Origin of the sequence: Pantoea sp. Nvir, assembly GCF_009829915.1 — a bacterium.
Classification (GTDB): domain Bacteria; phylum Pseudomonadota; class Gammaproteobacteria; order Enterobacterales; family Enterobacteriaceae; genus Pantoea.
In genome coordinates, this window is the sequence record NZ_SZZW01000001.1 from 456420 (window position 1) to 476569 (window position 20150).

The 20150-nt window shown below is 41.4% G+C and carries 20 protein-coding genes and 1 pseudogene; 4 read left to right on the forward strand and 17 right to left on the reverse strand.

From position 1 onward, the window contains the following. Positions 1–181 precede the first annotated feature (181 nt). On the reverse strand, positions 182–1537 hold the full coding sequence (gene lysC, locus FD729_RS01680; RefSeq protein ID WP_159931553.1) for a lysine-sensitive aspartokinase 3: 1356 nt from the start codon (positions 1535–1537) through the stop codon (positions 182–184). A 675-nt stretch (positions 1538–2212) separates the two neighbouring features. Between lysC and pgi the strand changes: the two genes are divergently transcribed. Further along, entirely contained in the window at positions 2213–3859 is a 1647-nt protein-coding gene (gene pgi / locus FD729_RS01685; RefSeq protein ID WP_159931554.1) for a glucose-6-phosphate isomerase, read from the forward strand. Positions 3860–5300: 1441 nt separating this feature from the next. Here pgi and metA read toward each other — a convergent pair. From metA to FD729_RS01710, 5 genes and pseudogenes are all read right to left on the reverse strand, one after another. Beyond that, positions 5301–6230, reverse strand: a complete 930-nt coding sequence (gene metA, locus FD729_RS01690) for a homoserine O-succinyltransferase (RefSeq protein WP_159931555.1) — start codon at positions 6228–6230, stop codon at positions 5301–5303. A 709-nt stretch (positions 6231–6939) separates the two neighbouring features. Next, on the reverse strand, positions 6940–7758 hold the full coding sequence (aroE, locus tag FD729_RS01695; protein ID WP_159931556.1) for a shikimate dehydrogenase: 819 nt from the start codon (positions 7756–7758) through the stop codon (positions 6940–6942). 3 nt (positions 7759–7761) lie between these two features. Next, positions 7762–8334 carry an L-threonylcarbamoyladenylate synthase type 1 TsaC gene (tsaC, locus tag FD729_RS01700; RefSeq protein ID WP_159931557.1) on the reverse strand — a complete coding sequence of 191 codons (573 nt, stop codon included), beginning with the start codon at positions 8332–8334 and terminating at the stop codon, positions 7762–7764. A 535-nt stretch (positions 8335–8869) separates the two neighbouring features. After that, the gene (gene smg / locus FD729_RS01705) at positions 8870–9343 is read right to left on the reverse strand and encodes a DUF494 family protein Smg (RefSeq protein ID WP_159931558.1); all 474 of its coding nucleotides are present in this window, start codon (positions 9341–9343) and stop codon (positions 8870–8872) included. Further along, positions 9315–9528, reverse strand: a pseudogene (locus FD729_RS01710) (DNA-protecting protein DprA); the annotation flags it as partial. The pseudogene FD729_RS01710 and the gene smg, both read right to left, overlap by 29 nt. Positions 9529–10480: 952 nt before the next feature. On the opposite strand from FD729_RS01710, the gene def reads away from it, so the two are divergent. The 3 genes from def to rsmB are packed head-to-tail and all read left to right on the forward strand — an operon-like array spanning position 10481 to position 13317. Next, positions 10481–10993 carry a peptide deformylase gene (gene def, locus FD729_RS01715; RefSeq protein WP_159931560.1) on the forward strand — a complete coding sequence of 171 codons (513 nt, stop codon included), beginning with the start codon at positions 10481–10483 and terminating at the stop codon, positions 10991–10993. A gap of 29 nt (positions 10994–11022) precedes the next feature. Continuing rightward, a complete protein-coding gene (fmt, locus tag FD729_RS01720; protein ID WP_159931561.1) occupies positions 11023–11967 on the forward strand; it encodes a methionyl-tRNA formyltransferase in 945 nt (314 codons plus the stop codon). A 57-nt stretch (positions 11968–12024) separates the two neighbouring features. Then, positions 12025–13317 (forward strand): 16S rRNA (cytosine(967)-C(5))-methyltransferase RsmB, encoded by a 1293-nt coding sequence (gene rsmB, locus FD729_RS01725; RefSeq protein WP_159931562.1) that lies wholly within the window; start codon positions 12025–12027, stop codon positions 13315–13317. 840 nt (positions 13318–14157) lie between these two features. On the opposite strand, the gene rplQ is transcribed toward rsmB, so the two are convergent. The 11 genes from rplQ to rplR all read right to left on the reverse strand — a co-directional run bounded on the left by rplQ (position 14158) and on the right by rplR (position 20142). After that, a complete protein-coding gene (gene rplQ, locus FD729_RS01730) occupies positions 14158–14544 on the reverse strand; it encodes a 50S ribosomal protein L17 (RefSeq protein ID WP_159931563.1) in 387 nt (128 codons plus the stop codon). Positions 14545–14584: 40 nt separating this feature from the next. After that, positions 14585–15574, reverse strand: coding sequence for a DNA-directed RNA polymerase subunit alpha (rpoA, locus tag FD729_RS01735; RefSeq protein WP_159931564.1), 990 nt, complete (start codon positions 15572–15574; stop codon positions 14585–14587). Between the two features lie 29 nt (positions 15575–15603). Beyond that, complete coding sequence (gene rpsD / locus FD729_RS01740; RefSeq protein ID WP_159931565.1) at positions 15604–16224, reverse strand: 30S ribosomal protein S4; 621 nt, start codon at positions 16222–16224, stop codon at positions 15604–15606. A 32-nt stretch (positions 16225–16256) separates the two neighbouring features. Beyond that, entirely contained in the window at positions 16257–16646 is a 390-nt protein-coding gene (gene rpsK, locus FD729_RS01745) for a 30S ribosomal protein S11 (RefSeq protein ID WP_159931566.1), read from the reverse strand. A 16-nt stretch (positions 16647–16662) separates the two neighbouring features. Next, the gene (gene rpsM, locus FD729_RS01750; RefSeq protein WP_159931567.1) at positions 16663–17019 is read right to left on the reverse strand and encodes a 30S ribosomal protein S13; all 357 of its coding nucleotides are present in this window, start codon (positions 17017–17019) and stop codon (positions 16663–16665) included. 144 nt (positions 17020–17163) lie between these two features. Continuing rightward, positions 17164–17280 (reverse strand): 50S ribosomal protein L36, encoded by a 117-nt coding sequence (gene rpmJ / locus FD729_RS01755; RefSeq protein WP_159931568.1) that lies wholly within the window; start codon positions 17278–17280, stop codon positions 17164–17166. Positions 17281–17312: 32 nt separating this feature from the next. Then, positions 17313–18644: a preprotein translocase subunit SecY gene (gene secY, locus FD729_RS01760; RefSeq protein WP_159931569.1), complete on the reverse strand. Its 1332-nt coding sequence runs from the start codon at positions 18642–18644 to the stop codon at positions 17313–17315. Between the two features lie 7 nt (positions 18645–18651). Beyond that, on the reverse strand, positions 18652–19083 hold the full coding sequence (gene rplO / locus FD729_RS01765) for a 50S ribosomal protein L15 (RefSeq protein WP_159931570.1): 432 nt from the start codon (positions 19081–19083) through the stop codon (positions 18652–18654). Between the two features lie 6 nt (positions 19084–19089). Continuing rightward, complete coding sequence (rpmD, locus tag FD729_RS01770) at positions 19090–19266, reverse strand: 50S ribosomal protein L30 (RefSeq protein WP_159931571.1); 177 nt, start codon at positions 19264–19266, stop codon at positions 19090–19092. Between the two features lie 4 nt (positions 19267–19270). Continuing rightward, a complete protein-coding gene (gene rpsE / locus FD729_RS01775) occupies positions 19271–19771 on the reverse strand; it encodes a 30S ribosomal protein S5 (protein WP_159931572.1) in 501 nt (166 codons plus the stop codon). Between the two features lie 17 nt (positions 19772–19788). Further along, positions 19789–20142 carry a 50S ribosomal protein L18 gene (gene rplR / locus FD729_RS01780; RefSeq protein ID WP_159931573.1) on the reverse strand — a complete coding sequence of 118 codons (354 nt, stop codon included), beginning with the start codon at positions 20140–20142 and terminating at the stop codon, positions 19789–19791. Positions 20143–20150: the final 8 nt, after the last annotated feature.

Here is a 20150-nt window from a genome sequence, read left to right on the forward strand (position 1 = left end):
AGAATCTGCACAAATAATTTGTGTATATAGTCAGACGCCCATTATATGAATAGAGCATCCGCAGAAGATCAGCGGATCCTTTTTTTGAGGCAAAGCACTAAAATATCAGGCTTATGTTACGGTAAAAAAAGTCATAGAGCGCACCAGTCTGCTCCGATTCAGCGAAAGTATAATCTGTATTCTATTCAAACAAGTTTTCATGCAGCACACACACTACATTATCTGCCTCTTCCCCCGGTACTAAAAAGCAGAAATTATAGCTACTTGCGCCGTAACAGATAAGACGTAGATGAAAAGGTTCGAGCGTGTTAAATATCTCTTTACCAACACCACGTGCCCTAGAAAGGTTATTTCCAATTAGAGCCACCAGTGCCAGGTTTTCTTCTACCTCTACGTGGCAAAGCAATGCAAGCTCCGTTAACAGCATCTGAGTCAGTAGACTGTCACAGCCGGTCGATGTTGATCCTGTGATGTCAAGCGTCAGCGCTACGCTGACTTCAGATGTTGTAATCAAATCAATAGAAAGATGGTGTCGCGCCAAGATAGCAAATACTTGTGCAAGGAAGCCGCGTGAGTGTAACATACTTAGGCTGTGCAAAGTCAACAAAGTTTGGCGACGACGTAGCGCCAGCGCACGGAAGAGTGGTGGGTGCTCAATTTCGCGACGTACTCGAGTACCGCCAGAGGCCGGATCTTTACTCGATCCAACAAAGACTGGAATATCGCTACGTACTGCAGGCATTAGCGTGGCTGGGTGCAGAACTTTTGCGCCGAAGATAGCCATTTCGGTCGCTTCTTCAAAGGTGATCTCATCGATACGTTTGGCAGATGGTACTACACGCGGATCAGTCGTGTAGATACCTGCAACATCAGTCCAAATGTCCACACGCGCCGCTTTTAGTGCTTCACCTAGCAGTGCCGAGGTATAATCACTGCCGCCACGCCCTAGCGTAGTTGTGCGACCTTTGTGCTCACTTCCGATAAAACCCTGAGTAATTACCACTGCCTGTTCGAGCCGCGGTTTTAACAACGAGGCCGCCTGTTCTCCTAACGTTGCTACTTCGGGCTCGGCATGTCCAAAACAATCATTAGTACGCATCACCTTACGCACATCAAACCATTCTGCATCGACCTGACGTTCACGCAAGATCTCCACAAACAGCAGTGTAGACATTAGTTCACCATAGCTAACCAATTCATCAGTCAAGGCGGTAGAAGTTTTTAGCGAAGCATCGTCAGAGAGCATGGTAATATTTTTAAGCATGCAATCTATTTTGTCACGGATCATTGCTAAATTTTGCAGACGCTCGACAATCGCGTACTGGATACGACGAATTTCTTCGAGTAGAAAGGCGCGCTGCGTCTGCTCCTGCCCTTCAGACAACGTGACCAATAAATTTGTTACTCCAGCCGAGGCCGAAAGAACTACTAGACGCGTATTAGAATCTGCCAGCACCACATCGGCGCTTCGGTTCATAGCATCAAAATCGGCAACACTAGTACCGCCGAACTTCGCTATAATCAGATTGTGAGACATGTATGACCTCGTGTGATGTTATCTTCTCTCGCACAGAGGGACGGGAGACCTTATATCAGCCTTAGCACAAGGGAAGAGCAGAATTAGGTAAATAATATCAGGAGACGAGTCACCAAAAACTTCACCTTGCAAAGTGACCGACTATAGACGCCCCTAGTGACCACTCTCAGAAGGGTCATATCCCCCCTCTTCTATACCGATAAGCAACATTTCCCCCGTGTGTTGACCACCTCGGCGTTACTCTACATGATATACTATCCTCAGATACGGTTCCTTTAACACATTTTCGGGCGATGCGCCTCTTCTGGCTTGCGCGTAGGTGCGCAAGTAGACGCATAAAATACCGGGTCATAAGGTTGCTGTCTACGTCTATTCAGTGCTTTATCTTCTATGCTTGTTAAATGAAATCATCTAGGCCGGTACTTGATTCTAATTTGGCACAAAGCTTACGAGAGGATATTATGTTCTTCTAATTTGAAGTTCTTAGAAGAAAAAAATAAAAAAATACAGTACTGACGTGAATTTTCTAGAACGCACACTATAATAAGCGGTGCAGAAAATAACGACTATGCCAAAAAATTTCCTTTCGGTGTAAAACTGTTGTCATACTAAAGTAGTAAAGAGGTATGATTGCCCACATTGGATGACGGGTCTTCAATCGATAAGAGTATTATAATGAATAATATTAATCCGACGCACACTGCAGCCTGGAAAGAGCTCCAACAGCATTTTGAACAAATGAGATCAGTAACCATATGCGATTTGTTCGACCAAGACCCCGATCGTTTTACTAAATTTTCTAAGACCTTTGATAACCAGATACTGGTAGATTTCTCTAAAAACCGCATTACTCAGGAAACATTGGACAAGTTACAGGCATTGGCAATAGAAAGTAACCTAAGTAATGCAATTAAATCAATGTTTTCCGGGGATAAAATTAACCGTACCGAAGATCGCGCAGTACTTCATGTAGCGTTACGTAACCGCAGCAATACTCCTGTTGTAGTAGACGGAGAAGATGTAATGCCTAAAGTTAATCAAGTACTGAAGAAGATGAAACATTTCTCCGAGCGCGTTATTAGTGGTGATTGGAAAAGTTATACTGGTAAGGTAATTACTGACGTAGTCAATATCGGCATAGGAGGTTCAGATTTAGGTCCACTTATGGTGACAGAGACGCTACGACCTTATAAAAACCACCTTAATATGCACTTCGTCTCTAACATCGACGGTACCCATATTACTGAAACTCTAAAAAATCTCAGCCCGGAAACTACCCTCTTTTTGATAGCATCAAAAACCTTTACAACTCAGGAAACTATGACTAACGCACATAGCGCACGTGAATGGTTCCTAAAAACAGCAAACTATCATCAATATGTGGCGAAGCACTTCGTAGCGCTCTCCACTAATACAAAAGCGGTTAATGAATTCGGTATTGATACGACCAATATGTTTGAGTTCTGGGACTGGGTCGGCGGTCGCTATTCACTGTGGTCAGCGATAGGTTTGTCAATTATCCTCTCTATCGGCTTCAATCACTTCGAGAAGTTGCTGAGTGGGGCGCATGCAATGGATCAGCATTTCCTTACCATGCCTAGCAAACAGAATTTGCCAGTACTATTGGCGCTGATTAGCATCTGGTATAATAATTTTTATGGCTTCGAGACTGAGGCAATTTTGCCCTATGATCAGTATATGCACCGCTTTTCTGCCTACTGCCAACAAACCAATATGGAATCCAACGGTAAGTGTATAGATCGGAACGGTCACACAGTAAATTATCAAACAGGCCCTATTATATGGGGAGAACCAGGTACCAACGGTCAACATGCCTTTTATCAACTAGTCCATCAAGGCACCAAAATAGTGCCGTGCGATTTTATCGCGCCAGTCATTACCCATAACGCATTGGCAGATCACCATCAGAAGTTACTCTCTAACTTCTTTGCCCAGACCGAAGCGCTAGCGTTTGGCAAATCGCGTGAAGTGGTGGAAAAAGAATTTAATGATGCAGGTAAATCTACTGAGTCTATCGCACGCATCGTACCTTTCAAGATATTTGAAGGTAACCGCCCAACCAACTCGATTTTGCTACGCGAAATTACTCCTTATAGCCTAGGTGCTTTGATTGCACTTTATGAGCATAAGATTTTTACCCAAGGTGCCATTCTGAATATTTTTACTTTCGATCAGTGGGGTGTGGAATTAGGTAAGCAATTGGCAACTAGTATTTTACCAGAGATGGAAAACAATGCAAAAATTACCAGCCATGATAGTTCCACTAATGGTTTGATCAATACTTATAAATTATGGTCTTAATTTCATAAGAATCGCTTACTATAATTATGGTCTTAATTTCATAAGAATCGCTTACTATAATTTAGTAGTAATGAATACTGGTTAATGATTAGTGGTGTGATTAAAAAAAGCTTATTTACATAAAATTGCTTTTAGCATAATAGCTATCATTTTGCTTACTTTGAGTTAAACTCGATCTTAATTATTTATTACTTTTAATGCATTTTCTTTCAGGTCACCCTAGAATCCTTTTAAAGGAAAAGGAGTATTTTTATATAAGATGTTAAAATGAACAATAGTACAAAAAAGGTAATCCTATCTACCTGCCTTACATGGGAATTTTCTTTATTTGCCAGATTATTTTTTCATCTGAATTCTTGCTAATTTACCTTTTCCATTAAAATCATCCAACAATTTTGTTTTCACTATAGAAAAATGCAGTTAGTGCATGATAAGTGCATAAAAAGGAAACCCATCACCTGCTTTTATTTCAGGATGTCATACTTACGTTAACTACTATGGTCAGTAACATTTTATTTTAACTGAAAATATCTTATGCTACTTCAATCCTTCTATTATTAGTATTTCTTAGATTCACTTAATCAGACATGCCTGTTATGATCAGCGGATAGAAGATAACATAAGTTGCTTTACTAACATATATTAGGAGGTTCTTGTAGCATGTAAAAAGACGTTAGAGACGCCTCTAGAGATTAGAGAATACATTAGGGTTCACACTTATCATAATTACATGATATAAAATTCATCGCTTGGTCATGTATTTATTTTACTATTCAATACGTACCAAGATAATAAACCACCATCCTACGATAAGCGGGCTTACTGCTTATCAGTGATAAAAGGAAAGAACGCACAGCACAGTAATGTGCTAACAAAAGCATATGGGGTACTTTCTACACCTTCTTTACATCAAAATTAAATTAATGATGTTATGACATGCATTTTTATATTACCTGTTGATTTGAAAATTTCAAGATACTCAAATCGTCGATAATTCAATTGAGGAAAATAATCTTATCATTCTGAGCCAGCTTCTTCGTATGCTGTGACTTAGAAACGTACTTACCGCTGATGATTATGGGGAAACTAGTGGTATGCTCTCTAATTTAATTAGACGTTACATCCGTATCAAGTTTCTAATCGTTGATTAGACATTTTAGATTTTCCAAGAACCTATCTATCATTGATCGACAGCACTACCCACCATTTAATACTCAAGCTCATTTACAGGATACCCTACCAATTAGTAAAGTGATTATTGTGATAAATTAGATCCTTAACAGTGGACGATGTTGAGTATGTAAGATTTAGGGGGCAAGCTTATATTGCTGGTACCATCCTAAATTTCTACTACTCATACGTCATGGAATAGTGCTACGGCACCGTAGTTTATCTTTTCCAATTGTAGAAAAACAGTAAAGAATAAAACATTCATTGAATTTTATTCCAACGTAGGATTCATATAGCTTAAATCGTATGGTGTAATTTGGTAGACATAATAGTTTAGCCAGTTAGCAAATAGCAAGTTACCGTGACTACGCCAAGTCGCACGCGGTAGTAGTTCTAGATTGTTCTGCGGAAAATAATTACAGGGCATAGCTGGCTGTAGCCCTGCCTCATAATCACGATAATATTCTTTTGACAAAGTTAGAGCGTCATATTCAGGATGACCGGTAACACAAACTAAACGTTTATCTTTACTCGCCATAAGATAGACATCAATATGCCTTGATTCTGCAAATACATCCAGATCAGTATAATCGGTAATCATCTGCTTCTGAAAATCGGCATAGCGAGAATGAGGTGCTAGAAAATTATCGTCGAAACCGCGAGTCAATAATGCATGTGGATGCAGAATATGATGTTCATACACGCCAAAAAGCTTTTTTTGTCTTGTTTGTTTCGGAATACCGTAAAGAATGTTGAGAGCCGCCTGTACAGCCCAGCAGACAAATAGGGTTGAGGTAACATGTTCTTTTGCCCAATGAACCACACGCTGGATCTGCGCCCAGTAAGCAACATCATTAAAATCTACTAGCCCAAGTGGTGCGCCGGTCACAATCAGACCGTCAAAGTTGTCGTTTAGGATATCGTTAAAATTGCAATAAAAGGTGTTAAGATGCTCCATCGGTGTATTTCGTGATTCACGACTACGAATACGCAACAGTTTAATATCGATCTGCAACGGTGAATTAGACAAGAGACGTAAAAATTGATTTTCCGTCTCAATCTTTTTTGGCATGAGATTAAGCAATAATACTTTTATCGGACGGATTTCCTGAATACGGGCACGCGACGCAGTCATTATAAAAACATTTTCGTTACGCAAAAAATTCACTGCCGGTAATTCATCGGGAACCCTGATTGGCATCGGTGGCATTCCTCATAATGTGATATACATTTAGAGATCCAGATGCCTAACACTAACCTGAAGGAATTATGTTGTCGAGCCTTCATACATACGATTTATAAAAATCCTTTAAATTAAAATCTGCACATATTTTGATAAATATACAGATTATTGAATTTTTGATTCTAGTATAGTATGTAGAGAAGAGGCGCAGGAAACACTTTTCAGTATTGCATGGCACAGTCTTTACCAAAGTTGGTTAGAATCCAATATCAATAATCTAGTATCGGTAAAAAAATAAAGTTAATGATGCTGGAGTGTGCAGGGCGCATTAATTGAATATGTCATGATGGCTGGCAATTTTTTCATCTCGAAAGTCCTATTCAGAAAGTACTTCTTCCCCTAAATTAATAGGAGGAAATGGTATCACCGTTCTCCGACAACAACTATGTTGCACTAAAAATGCTTACTAGCTTAATTAAGTCAGAATCCCTTGATTATGGATGATTGTTATTAACCATAGTACTTATTATTATTTCTTACTACCAGTTTCTAACTCTTAGAAATTGGTTAATAAGGCATTAACATTTCCGTAAACTAAAGAATCGATGCAGAACATCGGTAGAAATAACACGGATTAAGATCATCTTATTTTTCTTTCACTGGGAAACAGATCAATTCTTTTCTTTATGACCTAATCTTCATAATCTAAAAAATAGATGAATATAATTCATTGCGTTATCTGCTGTTTAAGCAGATTAATGACAGGAGTAATCTCCGGCATGACTCCATGCCATAACTGGAAAGCGTGAGCAGCCTGTCCTACTAGCATGCCTAGACCATCCGCGTAATGCTGTGCGCCATAATGTTCGCACCATCGTAGAAACGGTGTTACATTAGCTTGGTAAAACATATCGTAGCAGCGCACCTGGCTGTTTATTAGTGAAATAGGCAATATAGGAATGTCTCCGTTTACGCCACTTGATGTTGCATTTACAATCAAATCGAATGTTCTGCATTTTAGTTGCTCAATACTACAAGCTTCTATATTTCCTTTATGTTTAAAACGCTTAGCGAGATCCTCCGCACGTGCATGCGTGCGGTTAACAATCGTTACCGCACAGCCTGCAGAAAACATCGGGAGAATAACGCCTCGTGCCGCGCCACCCGCCCCCACTAGCAAAATATGATCACTAGACTTTATGAATGAAATACGCTTAAGATCGCTCAACAAACCAATTCCATCAGTATTATCACCAAAAATACATCTCTCGTTGAGCTTTTTTAACGTGTTAACAGCACCGGAAAGGGCTGCACGTTCGCTTAATTCATCGGCAAACTCATATGCCTGTTGTTTAAAGGGTAATGTTACATTTGCACCACGTCCTCCTTGTGCAAAAAACGCCTTGATAGCTCCTGAAAAACCGTCAAGCGCTGCACAGACACGGCCATAATGATATGCAATACCGGTTTGCTCAGCAAAAGCTTGATGAATTAAAGGAGATTTACTGTGGCTAATAGGATTGCCGAATACTGCAAACTGCTCCATGAATTATCCCTGACGAATAAGATTACCAGTTAATATATTGCGAATTTCTGACGGAGACTGCCGTCCACCAGTTTCACCTACTAGTACAGGAAACGCTTCGCCGAACTGTGCTCTAACTGCCTCTACTTTTCTACAAGGCTCTGCACCAGACAGATTCGCACTAGTTGATACCAGCGGTTTACCGAATGTACGACAAAGCGCTTTTACATGAGGATGATTACTTACCCGGATTGCTAGCGAATCAAAATTTCCGGTTAGCCATCGCGGTGTTTGCGATGTTGCAGGGACTACAAAAGTAACCGTACCAGGCCAATGAGCAAACATGTATTCGCGCTGCTCGACTGTCAGCTTTCTGTCAGAGATATAGCGCTCAAACTGAGAATAATCGTCTGCAATAAGGATCAGCCCTTTCTCAACAGGACGCTTTTTCAAATCCAGTAGCCGCATAACAGCGTTTTTACTGTCCGGGTCACAACCTAGACCAAAAACAGCTTCAGTAGGATACGCAATAACATTCTGTTGACGTAATTGCTCAACACAGGCATCAAGTGAACCGGAAAAATAATGATTTTGCATAATATTGTCTTATTTCTATAATACATGGGCATTAACGTAATACTTACTCGCGTAAAAAGTTTCATGCTCGCATAATCGTTTTTTATGGTAGAAAAGTAAAATAGAAGTGCAGTGACTCACCCATACTGAGTTTGAAAATTCTTGCATAACAAAAAAATGCCGCACCAGTGGTCATGTTAAGCACTGTTGACAGGCGATAAGTTTCTATCCGGCTTATATATGGCTTTAATATATCCGTATTCAGAATAGCAGATAATACTGATAGTCACTCTATAACATAACGTTTCTGAAACAATATGTTATATGGTCTACCTTGAAAATAAGGTAGTTCTTTAATCATTTTAAAAATATAACCATGATAATGAATCTGCAGTGATAGAATGTATTTGTTAGTGACGAAGTTTGTGTAGTCTAAAAAAACCATGTCTGGGATGGCAGAAACCCACATCTGCCCTCCAGTAATTGGGGCAGATTGCTTGTTTACGCAGGGTAAAGAGTGCTGATTTACTCATAATGATGGTTATATTATGGATGATTAATGCAGTATGCCGTCATTAACTTCAAATAGGAGTTCTTCCATTTGCTGATAAGCGTTCTCGCATCCCGGAAGATTAAACAATACCATTAGCACAACCCATTTGAGATCTTCCAGATCAAATTCAAGCGCGTCGAGCGCCATCACTCTTTCGATAACCATTTCGCGTGTTTCCATATTGAGCACCTGAATTTGTTCTAAGAATAGTAGGAAGCCACGACATTCGGCATCTAAACGTAGACATTCTTCTTCCGTGTAGATGCGTATTGAAAAAGGATCGTTGGCTAATAAAATCGGATTGGTCAAGCCATCCTGATAATCTGCTAGTTTTTCTAACCAGTTCAACGCATTAAAGATATCATGACGATGAAAACCAGCATCGGTTAAGTCATTAGTCAATGTATCCTGATCAACCTGCATTTCTGCTTTGCTGTGGATATATGTCTCAAATAAGTACATTAGTACGTCGAACATGGCATGCCCTCCTTAATCGGACATAGCCGCCGGGTACAGCTGCGATCCACCCTGTAAACTCCAGGATCCAGCAGTTGAGCTGTAATCACTGGCACAGGTTGGCCGGTACGTTCAGCGACAACGTCAACAGGTGTAACCTCATCACCTACGTTAGCCAACACCTTAGCAAATGGCAATGACACATCATCATTGCAGATCCTGCGATATATTGATTGCCCCAGGCTGGGGTGTAAATGGTAGATAGCTACGCTTCGCGCAAAACTCTTTAATATATCGGCAGGATGTACTATCAGCAGTGCACTTTTCTGAATCAGCTATTACGGTCCTTCACTGAGTTATTTTCTTAGTACGCAGAGCAAAACTATAGATAGTATGATTTTATTTAAGCGCATAGCGAGAAGTGATCAGCTCACTATTTTTGACTGTTCAACTTCACTACCACAACCTGGCTCAAACTGCTAATAATGTAGTGATGACGCCGAATAAAAATAAAGAAAATTCTAATATTTGTGTCGCCATTAAATGATATTTTTAAGGATAAAGAGCCAGCAATGCTTTACCAAACACTGCAATAAGTTTTTCCTGCATATCCGGAGCCGCGAGATGTACGATACTACTTTTATGCTCACAGTAGCTAGTAAGATTCAGATGGCTTATTCCCGTAATGTACCAATCCTAACTACACGTAATGTACCAATCCTAACTACAAACGATGGTCAATTACTTACTAAACAGTAAGCGGCAGCATATTTTAGATACAGTGCATGACATGGAAAACGACGCAATCATTAACTCACTATCGTAAACATCTACTAAGAATCACGACTGTCAAGCTAAGACTTAGTTGTATATAGTACGATACGAAATTGCCAGATTTACAGATTAGTCAATCTAGACTCATAGAACGTATGAGGTAGTGCTTTCTTTCATTGTAATAAATGCCTTCGACATCTTAAATCTAGCATTTTCCACTATGCTGAAACTGCTTTATGCTGGAAAACGCAAATAAAATTAGATAGTTTTCGTATTAGCTGCTCCTCTGTGCTGCTTCCTAGAAAGAAATACTATCAACCAACTCTTTAAAAGGCTAGAATAAGAAGTTAACCTTTTCTTAATTGCATATAGATCTGAATAGTTATGTCAGTTTTGCAAGTATTACATTTCCCTGACGATCGTCTTCGTAAAATGGCAGCGCCAGTAAAGGAAGTAAACACCGAAATTCGGTTAATCATCAATGATATGTTTGAAACCATGTACTCCAAAGAGGGTATTGGTTTGGCTGCGACTCAGGTGGATATTCATCGATGTATTATTGTGATCGATGTTTCGGAAAATCGCGATGAGCGTTTAGTGATGATCAACCCGGAGCTACTGGAAAAGAGTGGCGAAACCTACATTGAAGAAGGTTGCTTGTCTATTCCCACACAGCGTTCAATTGTTCAGCGCGCCGAGCGCGTAAAAGTACGTGCGTTAGATAGCAACGGCAATAGCTTCGAACTAGAAACAGATGGCCTGTTAGCAATCTGTATTCAGCATGAAATAGATCACCTAGACGGCAAATTATTTATTGATTACCTATCCCCACTAAAACAGCAACGTATTAAACAAAAATTAGAAAAATTAGCGCGCCAGAACGCGCGTAGTTCCTAACGAACTATACAAAGAAGGGGACGACTGCTATGTCAGCTCCGCTGAAAATTATCTTTGCAGGCACACCTAGTTTTGCGGCGTGTCATCTTGATACGTTACTTGCTTCTGAACACCAAATTGTTGGTGTTTTTACTCAACCAGATCGTCCTGCCGGACGCGGTAAGAAACTGGCTTTCAGTCCCGTAAAAATTTTAGCGCAGTCGCATGCCATTCCTGTCTTTCAGCCGACATCATTTTATTGCTCTCAAAACCAGCAGTTAGTCGCTAATATGCAATCTGATATAATGGTAGTAGTCGCCTACGGAATAATAATACCGCAGGCTGTGCTAGAGATTCCTTGCCTCGGTTGTATTAATGTGCACAGTTCACTACTACCGCGCTGGAGAGGGGCCGCCCCTATTCAGCGTGCACTCTGGGCAGGTGACAGCAAAACCGGTGTGACCATTATACAGATGGACGTTAGCCTCGATACCGGTGATATACTTTATAAGCGCAGCTGTCCCATTACAGCGCAAGATACTAGTGCCACACTGCATAAAAAACTGGAACAGCTTGGTTCACAAGCTCTATTGGACACGTTAGCGCAGCTAGCGGATGGATGTGCCCAGCCAAAAAAGCAGGATCACTCTCAAGCTAATTATGCGAAGAAGCTAAGCAAAGAGGAAGCTAGGATCGATTGGCAGCTTCCCGCAATCCAGCTTGAACGTTGTATACGTGCTTTTAATCCTTGGCCGATGAGTTATTTCTTTATTGAAAACCAATTGGTAAAAGTGTGGCAATCAAATATATTACCACACATTACTAAACAGCCGGGAGAGATTATTATAGCTAATAAGCAGGGTATCCAAGTTGCCACCTCCGAAGGAGTATTAAATCTTCAAACGCTTCAGCCTGCCGGTAAAAAGCCGATGTCAGCACAGGATTTGCTTAACTCACGTCGTGAATGGTTCATGTCAGGCAGCATCTTATGCTGACTTTAAATGCAGATTCTGTCGTACTACGATATTTGAAATTAGCATATATAAACTCGTATGATTAAATCAACTAACCTACGTAGCCTTGCTGCTCAACTGATTGAGCGTGTTATTGATGAAGGTGTATCGCTTAGCACAATTTTACCTGACGTAAAGAAACAATTGTCTGATAAAAATGGAGCACTGGTACAAGAGTTCTGCTTTGGAGTTTTACGTACATTGCCGCAGCTAGAAACTTTAATCTGCAAACTGATGAAGCGCCCGTTGACTGATAAATATCGTGTTTTACACTATCTGATTATGGTCGGTATCTATCAACTTATATATACACGTGTACCTGCTCATGCTGCATTAGCAGAAACTGTTGCTGGTGCTGAAATACTTCAGTACAGTAACTTTAAAGGTCTTCTTAACGGTGTGTTGCGTCAGTTCCAGCGTCAACAAGTGCTACTTATGACAGAAGTCAATCGGGGTCCTCAGCGACATCTGCATCCAACTTGGCTACTACAAAGACTGAAAAAAGCGTGGCCAGGAAAATGGCAGCAGATTATAGAAGCAAATAATCAGTACCCACCAATGTGGGTACGCGTGAATCGCCAATATCATAGCCGAGATAGTTGGTTAACATTACTAATTCAAAGTGGAAATTCTGCTGTTGCAAATGAAATTGTACCTGATGCTCTACGGCTAGAATCACCCTCTCCTGTTAGCAAACTTCCGGGGTTCGCTGCCGGATGGGTTACAGTTCAGGATCTATCTGCACAACGCTGTGCCTTGTTACTGGAACCAGAAAATGGTGAACAGATCCTTGATCTCTGTGCAGCACCAGGAGGAAAAACCACACATATATTTGAAATCGCTCCTGAAGCACACGTGATGGCAGTTGATGTAGATGCCCACCGCTTAGAATGTTTACGAAAGAATTTGCAGAGACTTAATATGCATGCAGAAGTAAAACAAGGCGATGGGCGTACACCTGAAGCGTGGTGCGGCGGACGCCAATTTGATCGTATTCTACTAGATGCGCCTTGCTCAGCAACAGGCGTTATTCGCCGTCATCCAGACATTAAATGGCTACGCCGTAATAGGGATATTTCTAAACTGGCAGCGCTACAGAGAGATCTCCTAGAGGCGAGCTGGATGCATTTAAAACCAAGAGGTACACTGCTCTATGCGACCTGTTCCGTTCTACCGGAAGAAAATGAAATTCAGATAAAAACTTTTCTAAGACGCCATACGGATGCACGTGCCGCAGTCCTACAAAATAGCAATATAACAGGGCTACAGATTTTTCCAACTATTGAAGGCGGAGATGGCTTTTTCTATGCTAAACTGGTAAAAGTGACTTAATTAAGTCATGATCCGCAATTGGGATGATTTCCTAGTACTTCCCTAAGTACTTCGAGGTGTTCTGAAAGTAAATCTGGACTGCTAGAATAATGACATTACAGTTGTTGATATCAATCTGACTACCTGAATCAACAAATAACAAATGCTATTTTCTTATAAGAAGAATATGGAACAAACTCGTAATTATGGGAGCAGGACGCAGAGAGAAGACTCTGACATCAGCATCATGAGTTTCTGATGAAACTAGTGTTGTGTCCTGTTACCATATAATATATTAGTTCTTTCCACATATAACCTAATCTAATGCATAAAAAATTTTATTTCAGCAAAAATGCATTATTAATTATTTTAATCCACTGAAATAATTTTCTCATAGTAAATATTAAATCTATTGATCTAATACCTCCTAAATACACTTATGTCTTACACATAGTAAAGTTTGCTAAAGGACTTACTGTGAGGTATTGCTTATAATAAAATTTTGTGATGGCAGTCTATTATTTAGTAACTCGCTCTCTATTTAATGTAAGCATATAATCCATACGAATAAAAATTTTACGTCGTAATGTTACTATTTATACCTAGGCTTCCGACGGTCACCAAATTAGATGACCTCAAACAACCTCATTATTATTGTCTTCTTGCTCAAATTAGCAAGCCTTCGCCTTCCTAAGAAAAATTACTGAATTTTATACTCTTTTTTACTGCATAAAAATGCTTTTTAAGCATTTTTTCGATTACTCAGATGGGGATAAGTATGTTTAGGAGATTAACAAGCAGGATAAATAATACAGTGATAAAAAACCCGCTGAAGCGGGTTTTTTATCACACTGTAAACTTTTACTCTTTAATATTTTTTGTTTGAGCTTCTGGACGATCCACTAGCTCAATATATGCCATAAGCGCATTGTCACCAGTACGAAAGCCACACTTTAAAATTCGAGTGTAACCACCAGGACGACCTGTAAAGCGTGGTCCCAGCTCGTTAAATAGTTTTGCCACTATCTCGTTGTCACGAGTACGGGCGAATGCCAGACGACGATTAGCGATGTTGTCAATCTTGGCAAGAGTAATCAGCGGCTCAACTACACGACGCAGCTCTTTGGCTTTCGGCAGAGTCGTTTTAATGACCTCATGACGCACTAGAGAGCTAGCCATGTTACGAAACATAGCCTGACGATGGCTGCTGTTGCGGTTCAGTTGACGACCAATCTTACGATGGCGCATGAACTTATCCTTCTCAATGAAACCTTAACCTGTGCGATGGTTATTCATCAGTTATGCTTGCCGGAGGCCAATTCTCAAGACGCATGCCAAGAGAAAGACCACGGGAAGCGAGCACATCTTTAATCTCAGTAAGAGATTTTTTCCCTAAATTAGGTGTTTTGAGTAGCTCGACCTCGGTACGTTGTACCAGATCACCGATATAGTGAATAGCTTCTGCCTTGAGGCAATTAGCAGAACGGACAGTTAATTCCAGATCATCAACAGGGCGCAGCAGTATCGGATCGAATTCTGGTTTTTCTTCTTTTACTTCCAGCTGACGTACATCACGTAAATCAACGAAAGCTTCTAGTTGTTCTGCCAGGATAGTAGCAGCACGACGAATTGCTTCTTCAGGATCAATGGTGCCGTTAGTCTCCATTTCAATAACTAGCTTATCAAGGTCAGTACGCTGTTCTACACGCGCTGCTTCCACATTATAGGCGATACGGTCTACTGGGCTATAACAAGCATCTACTAACAGGCGTCCAATTGGACGCTCATCCTCTTCCAAATGAATGCGGGCGGAAGCCGGTACATAGCCACGACCACGTTGAACTTTTATAAGCATGCTGATCGATGCATTCTCTTCTGTCAGATGACAGATCACGCACTGTGGCTTGACGATTTCAACATCACTGTCGTGGATAATGTCGGCTGCAGTCACAGGGCCAATACCAGATTTCTTCAAAGTCAGGATAGCTTCATCTTTACCATGAACTCTTACTGATAATCCTTTCAAGTTGAGCATGATTTCTAAGATATCTTCCTGTACACCCTCTTTAGTACTATATTCATGAAGAACACCATCAATCTCAACTTCAGTCACCGCACAACCTGGCATGGAAGAAAGCAGAATACGGCGAAGTGCATTACCAAGAGTATGGCCAAAGCCACGTTCTAGAGGTTCAAGCGTCACCTTAGCGTGCGTCGAACTCACTTGCTCGATATCTACCATTCGTGGTTTTAGAAACTCTGTCACAGAACCCTGCATTGTGTCCTCTCTTTGGTACTAAGCTTTGCTTACTTAGAGTAAAGCTCGACGATCAGGTATTCGTTAATGTCCGCAGACAGATCGATACGTTCAGGAATGTGTTTAAACACACCTTCTATTTTAGTCGTATCAACTTCTAGCCAAGTGGGCTTTTCACGCTGCTCAGCTAGCTCTAGAGCCGCTTTCACACGAGATTGCTTTTTAGCTTTCTCACGTATACTGATGATATCATTCGGAGATACCTGATAAGACGCTATGTTAACAACACGACCGTTAACCATTACAGATCTGTGGCTAACTAGCTGACGTGCTTCTGCACGAGTAGCGCCGAATCCCATACGGTACACTACGTTATCTAAACGACCTTCTAGCAGCGCTAATAGGTTTGCGCCGGTGTTTCCTTTCAGGCGTGCCGCTTCTTTATAGTAATTGTGGAACTGACGTTCCAGTACACTGTATATACGACGAACTTTTTGTTTTTCACGCAATTGCCCACCATAATCAGAAAGACGCGGTTTACGCGCACCATGCTGACCAGGTGCTTGTTCAATTTTACACTTAGAATCAATCGCGCGAACGCTAGACTTTAGAAAAAGGTCTGTGCCCTCACGACGGCTTAGCTTGAGCTTAGGACCCAAATATCTTGCCATTTTCTTCTCCAATTATCCTAAAAACGGGGGTGTTATACACGACGTTTCTTCGGTGGACGACAACCGTTATGAGGAATCGGAGTCACATCAGTAATGTTAGTAATACGGAATCCTGCAGTGTTCAAAGCACGAATAGTAGATTCGCGCCCCGGCCCCGGACCCTTAACCATGACTTCCAGATTCTTAATACCGTAATCTTTCACGGCTTCTGCACAGCGCTCTGCAGCAACCTGAGCAGCAAACGGAGTAGATTTACGAGAACCTCGGAAACCGGATCCACCGGCGGTTGCCCAACCTAGTACATTACCCTGACGATCAGTAATGGTCACTATAGTATTATTAAAAGAAGCATGAACATGAGCCACACCATCTGAAAGTTGCTTTTTTATGCGTTTACGTGCACGAATTGGTGCTTTTACCATGATTTATTTACCCCGATTATTTCTTGATCGGTTTGCGCGGACCTTTACGGATACGTGCATTAGTCTTGGTACGCTGACCACGTACTGGCAGACCACGACGATGGCGTAAACCACGGTAGCAACCAAGATCCATCAGACGCTTGATGCTCAGGTTGATTTCGCGACGTAAATCACCTTCAACAACGAACTTACTAGCTGCATCACGCAGTTGATCAATCTGTTCTTCGGACAGCTCACTGATCTTCACATCTTCAGCGATCCCCATTGCAGCGCAAATGGCTTTAGAACGGGCCTTGCCGATACCGAAAATCGACGTTAAGGCGATAACGGTGTGTTTATGATCAGGAATGTTAATGCCTGCTATACGGGCCACTATTCACTCCTAATAATTTAATAAATGCTCCCCATACTGAAAAGCCCGTTTTCAGAATGCTCAAATGGAAACGTATTCTTATACAAAAGATTAGCCGCATAATCTAGCGAGCTTAACCCGACTTTGCAAGAAAAATATAGAAAATCAGCCTTGCCGCTGTTTATGTTTAGGTTCGGTGCTACAAAGTACACGTATGACACCGTCGCGACGGACAATTTTACAATTACGACATAATTTCTTGACGGAAGCACGAACTTTCATTTTTAATCTCCGTAACTTCTCAACTTCTTGAATTAACGGCCATAGCCTTTTAAATTTGCTTTCTTTAATACAGAGTCGTACCGACTAGACATCATCATAGTTTGCACTTGAGCCATGAAATCCATAATAACAACTACTACAATGAGCAAAGACGTACCACCAAAGTAGAAAGGAACCTTCATAGCACTACGCATGAACTCCGGGATTAAACAAATAAAAGTAATGTAGAACGCGCCGATTAATGTTAAACGCGTCATTACCTTATCAATATACTTCGCCGTTTGTTCTCCAGGACGAATACCCGGTACGAATGCACCAGACTTCTTCAGGTTATCTGCTGTTTCGCGTGGGCTGAAAATAAATGCCGTATAAAAAAAACAGAAAAAGATAATTGCAGCCGCATAAAGTAGCACATAAAGTGGCTGTCCTGGTTGTAAATACAATGAAATTGTTGTCAACCAGTGCCAACCTGTACCACCTCCAAACCAGGATGCTATCGTCGCAGGGAACAAAATAATGCTAGAAGCAAAAATAGCTGGAATAACTCCTGCCATATTCACTTTCAACGGTAAATGTGTGCTTTGTGCAGCATACATACGGCGACCCTGCTGCCTTTTTGCATAATTAACTACAATACGGCGTTGAGAACGCTCAACGAAGACAACGAAAAAAGTCACTACAAACACAAGAATCGCAACTAACATCAACAGGAGGAAGTGCAGTTCACCTTGCCGCGCTTGCTCGATGGTATGGCCAATAGCAGGAGGAAGTCCTGCAACAATACCAGCAAAGATGATAATCGAAATACCATTGCCAATACCTCGTTCAGTAATTTGTTCACCTAACCACATCAAGAACATTGTCCCAGTAACCAGGCTCACAACAGCAGTAAAGTAGAAAGCAAGTCCTGGATTAATCACTAAGCCATACATTCCAGGCATTCTTGGTAAACTTGTAGCAATACCGATTGATTGAAATATTGCCAATATCAAAGTACCGTAGCGGGTGTACTGACTAATCTTACGACGGCCACTCTCCCCTTCTTTCTTAACCTCCGCCAATACCGGATGAATTACCATTAATAACTGTATGATAATAGAAGAAGAAATATAAGGCATAATACCCAATGCAAAAATTGAAGCACGGCTAAGAGCACCACCGGAGAACATATTAAACATTTCAATGATAGTGCCTCGTTGCTGCTCAAGCATTTTGGCAAGTAAAGCAGTATTAATACCAGGGATTGGAACAAAAGAACCAATACGGAAGACAGTCAATGCACCGATTACAAACAGCATTCTGCGTTTTAATTCACCGAAGACACCTTTGGCACTTTGAAAATCTAATCCCGGTCGTTTAGCCATCTGCTACTTATTCCTCAATATTACCGCCAACGGCTTTGATTGCAGCACAAGCACCCTTGGTGACACATAGACCGCGCACTATTACCGGTACAGAAATTTTACCAGATGAAATTACTTTCACGCATTCAATCTGTACACCAATTACGTTAGCTGCTTTCAATGTTTTCAAGGTAACAATACCGCCTTCTACTTTTGCTATATCAGATAGACGCACTTCTTCCATGAATGATTTGCGCGATGTAAAGCCAAATTTTGGTAGACGACGATACAAAGGCATCTGCCCACCCTCAAAACCTCGACGTACACCACCTCCAGCACGAGACTTTTGACCTTTATGACCACGACCACCGGTTTTACCGAAGCCAGAACCAATACCACGACCTAGACGCTTCGCTGTGTGCTTAGATCCTACGGCCGGAGACAGAGTATTCAAATGCATTTATTACTACTCCACTTTAACCATGTAATAAACTACGTTGACCATACCGCGTACTGCCGGTGTATCTTCACGCTCAACAGTGTGCCCAATACGACGTAGACCTAAGCCAACTAGAGTGGCTTTGTGCCTAGATAGAAGGCCGATTGAACTACGAGTTTGAGTAATTTTAATAATCTTACCCATCAGATTACCCCAGAATTTCTTCAACAGATTTACCACGCTTAGCTGCGACCATTTCCGGAGATTTCATGTTACTTAAGCCGTCGATAGTTGCGCGAACTACGTTGATCGGATTTGTAGAACCGTATGCTTTAGCTAGAACGTTATGGACTCCTGCGACTTCTAAAAAAGATCTCATGGCACCGCCAGCAATGATACCAGTACCTTCAGAAGCGGGTTGCATGAACACGTGTGAACCCGTATGAGCACCTTGAACCGGATGCTGTAGAGTACCATTAGTCAGCACGACGTTAATCATATTACGACGGGCTTTTTCCATTGCTTTCTGAATCGCTGCCGGAACTTCACGAGCTTTACCGTAACCAAAACCAACGCGACCATTACCGTCACCCACTACCGTTAGTGCAGTAAAGGAGAAAATACGACCACCTTTCACAGTCTTAGAAACACGGTTTACTGCGATTAATTTTTCCTGTAGTTCGCCAGTTTGTTTTTCGATGTGTGACATCTTAGTAGACCTCTACCTCAGAACTGAAGGCCAGCTTCACGGGCAGCATTTGCTAGTGCCTGGATACGACCATGATATTGAAAACCGGAACGGTCGAAAGAAACATCTTTAATACCTTTCTCTATTGCGCGCTCAGCAATAGCTTTACCTACTGCCGCCGCGGCATCTTTGTTACCAGTGTACTTCAGTTGTTCGGAGATAGCTTTTTCTACAGTAGAAGCAGCCACTAGAACTTTGGAACCGTTGGGGGCGATTACCTGTGCGTAAATGTGACGCGGGGTACGATGTACCACTAGGCGAGTAGCGCCCAGCTCTTTGAGCTTACGACGTGCGCGGGTTGCACGACGGATACGAGCAGATTTCTTGTCCATGGTGTTGT

Bases quoted from the DNA above. Each gene is read 5' to 3' on its own strand.
- metA (WP_159931555.1), bottom strand. From the start codon at position 6,230: ATGCCAATCAGGGTTCCCGATGAATTACCGGCAGTGAATTTTTTGCGT.
- def (WP_159931560.1), top strand. From the start codon at position 10,481: ATGTCAGTTTTGCAAGTATTACATTTCCCTGACGATCGTCTTCGTAAA.
- rpmD (WP_159931571.1), bottom strand. From the start codon at position 19,266: ATGGGTAAGATTATTAAAATTACTCAAACTCGTAGTTCAATCGGCCTT.
- rpsD (WP_159931565.1), bottom strand. From the start codon at position 16,224: ATGGCAAGATATTTGGGTCCTAAGCTCAAGCTAAGCCGTCGTGAGGGC.
- tsaC (WP_159931557.1), bottom strand. From the start codon at position 8,334: ATGCAAAATCATTATTTTTCCGGTTCACTTGATGCCTGTGTTGAGCAA.
- smg (WP_159931558.1), bottom strand. From the start codon at position 9,343: ATGTTCGACGTACTAATGTACTTATTTGAGACATATATCCACAGCAAA.
- fmt (WP_159931561.1), top strand. From the start codon at position 11,023: ATGTCAGCTCCGCTGAAAATTATCTTTGCAGGCACACCTAGTTTTGCG.
- rpoA (WP_159931564.1), bottom strand. From the start codon at position 15,574: ATGCAGGGTTCTGTGACAGAGTTTCTAAAACCACGAATGGTAGATATC.
- secY (WP_159931569.1), bottom strand. From the start codon at position 18,644: ATGGCTAAACGACCGGGATTAGATTTTCAAAGTGCCAAAGGTGTCTTC.
- rpsE (WP_159931572.1), bottom strand. From the start codon at position 19,771: ATGTCACACATCGAAAAACAAACTGGCGAACTACAGGAAAAATTAATC.
- lysC (WP_159931553.1), bottom strand. From the start codon at position 1,537: ATGTCTCACAATCTGATTATAGCGAAGTTCGGCGGTACTAGTGTTGCC.
- pgi (WP_159931554.1), top strand. From the start codon at position 2,213: ATGAATAATATTAATCCGACGCACACTGCAGCCTGGAAAGAGCTCCAA.
- rplR (WP_159931573.1), bottom strand. From the start codon at position 20,142: ATGGACAAGAAATCTGCTCGTATCCGTCGTGCAACCCGCGCACGTCGT.
- aroE (WP_159931556.1), bottom strand. From the start codon at position 7,758: ATGGAGCAGTTTGCAGTATTCGGCAATCCTATTAGCCACAGTAAATCT.
- rpmJ (WP_159931568.1), bottom strand. From the start codon at position 17,280: ATGAAAGTTCGTGCTTCCGTCAAGAAATTATGTCGTAATTGTAAAATT.
- rplO (WP_159931570.1), bottom strand. From the start codon at position 19,083: ATGCATTTGAATACTCTGTCTCCGGCCGTAGGATCTAAGCACACAGCG.
- rpsK (WP_159931566.1), bottom strand. From the start codon at position 16,646: ATGGTAAAAGCACCAATTCGTGCACGTAAACGCATAAAAAAGCAACTT.
- rplQ (WP_159931563.1), bottom strand. From the start codon at position 14,544: ATGCGCCATCGTAAGATTGGTCGTCAACTGAACCGCAACAGCAGCCAT.
- rsmB (WP_159931562.1), top strand. From the start codon at position 12,025: ATGATTAAATCAACTAACCTACGTAGCCTTGCTGCTCAACTGATTGAG.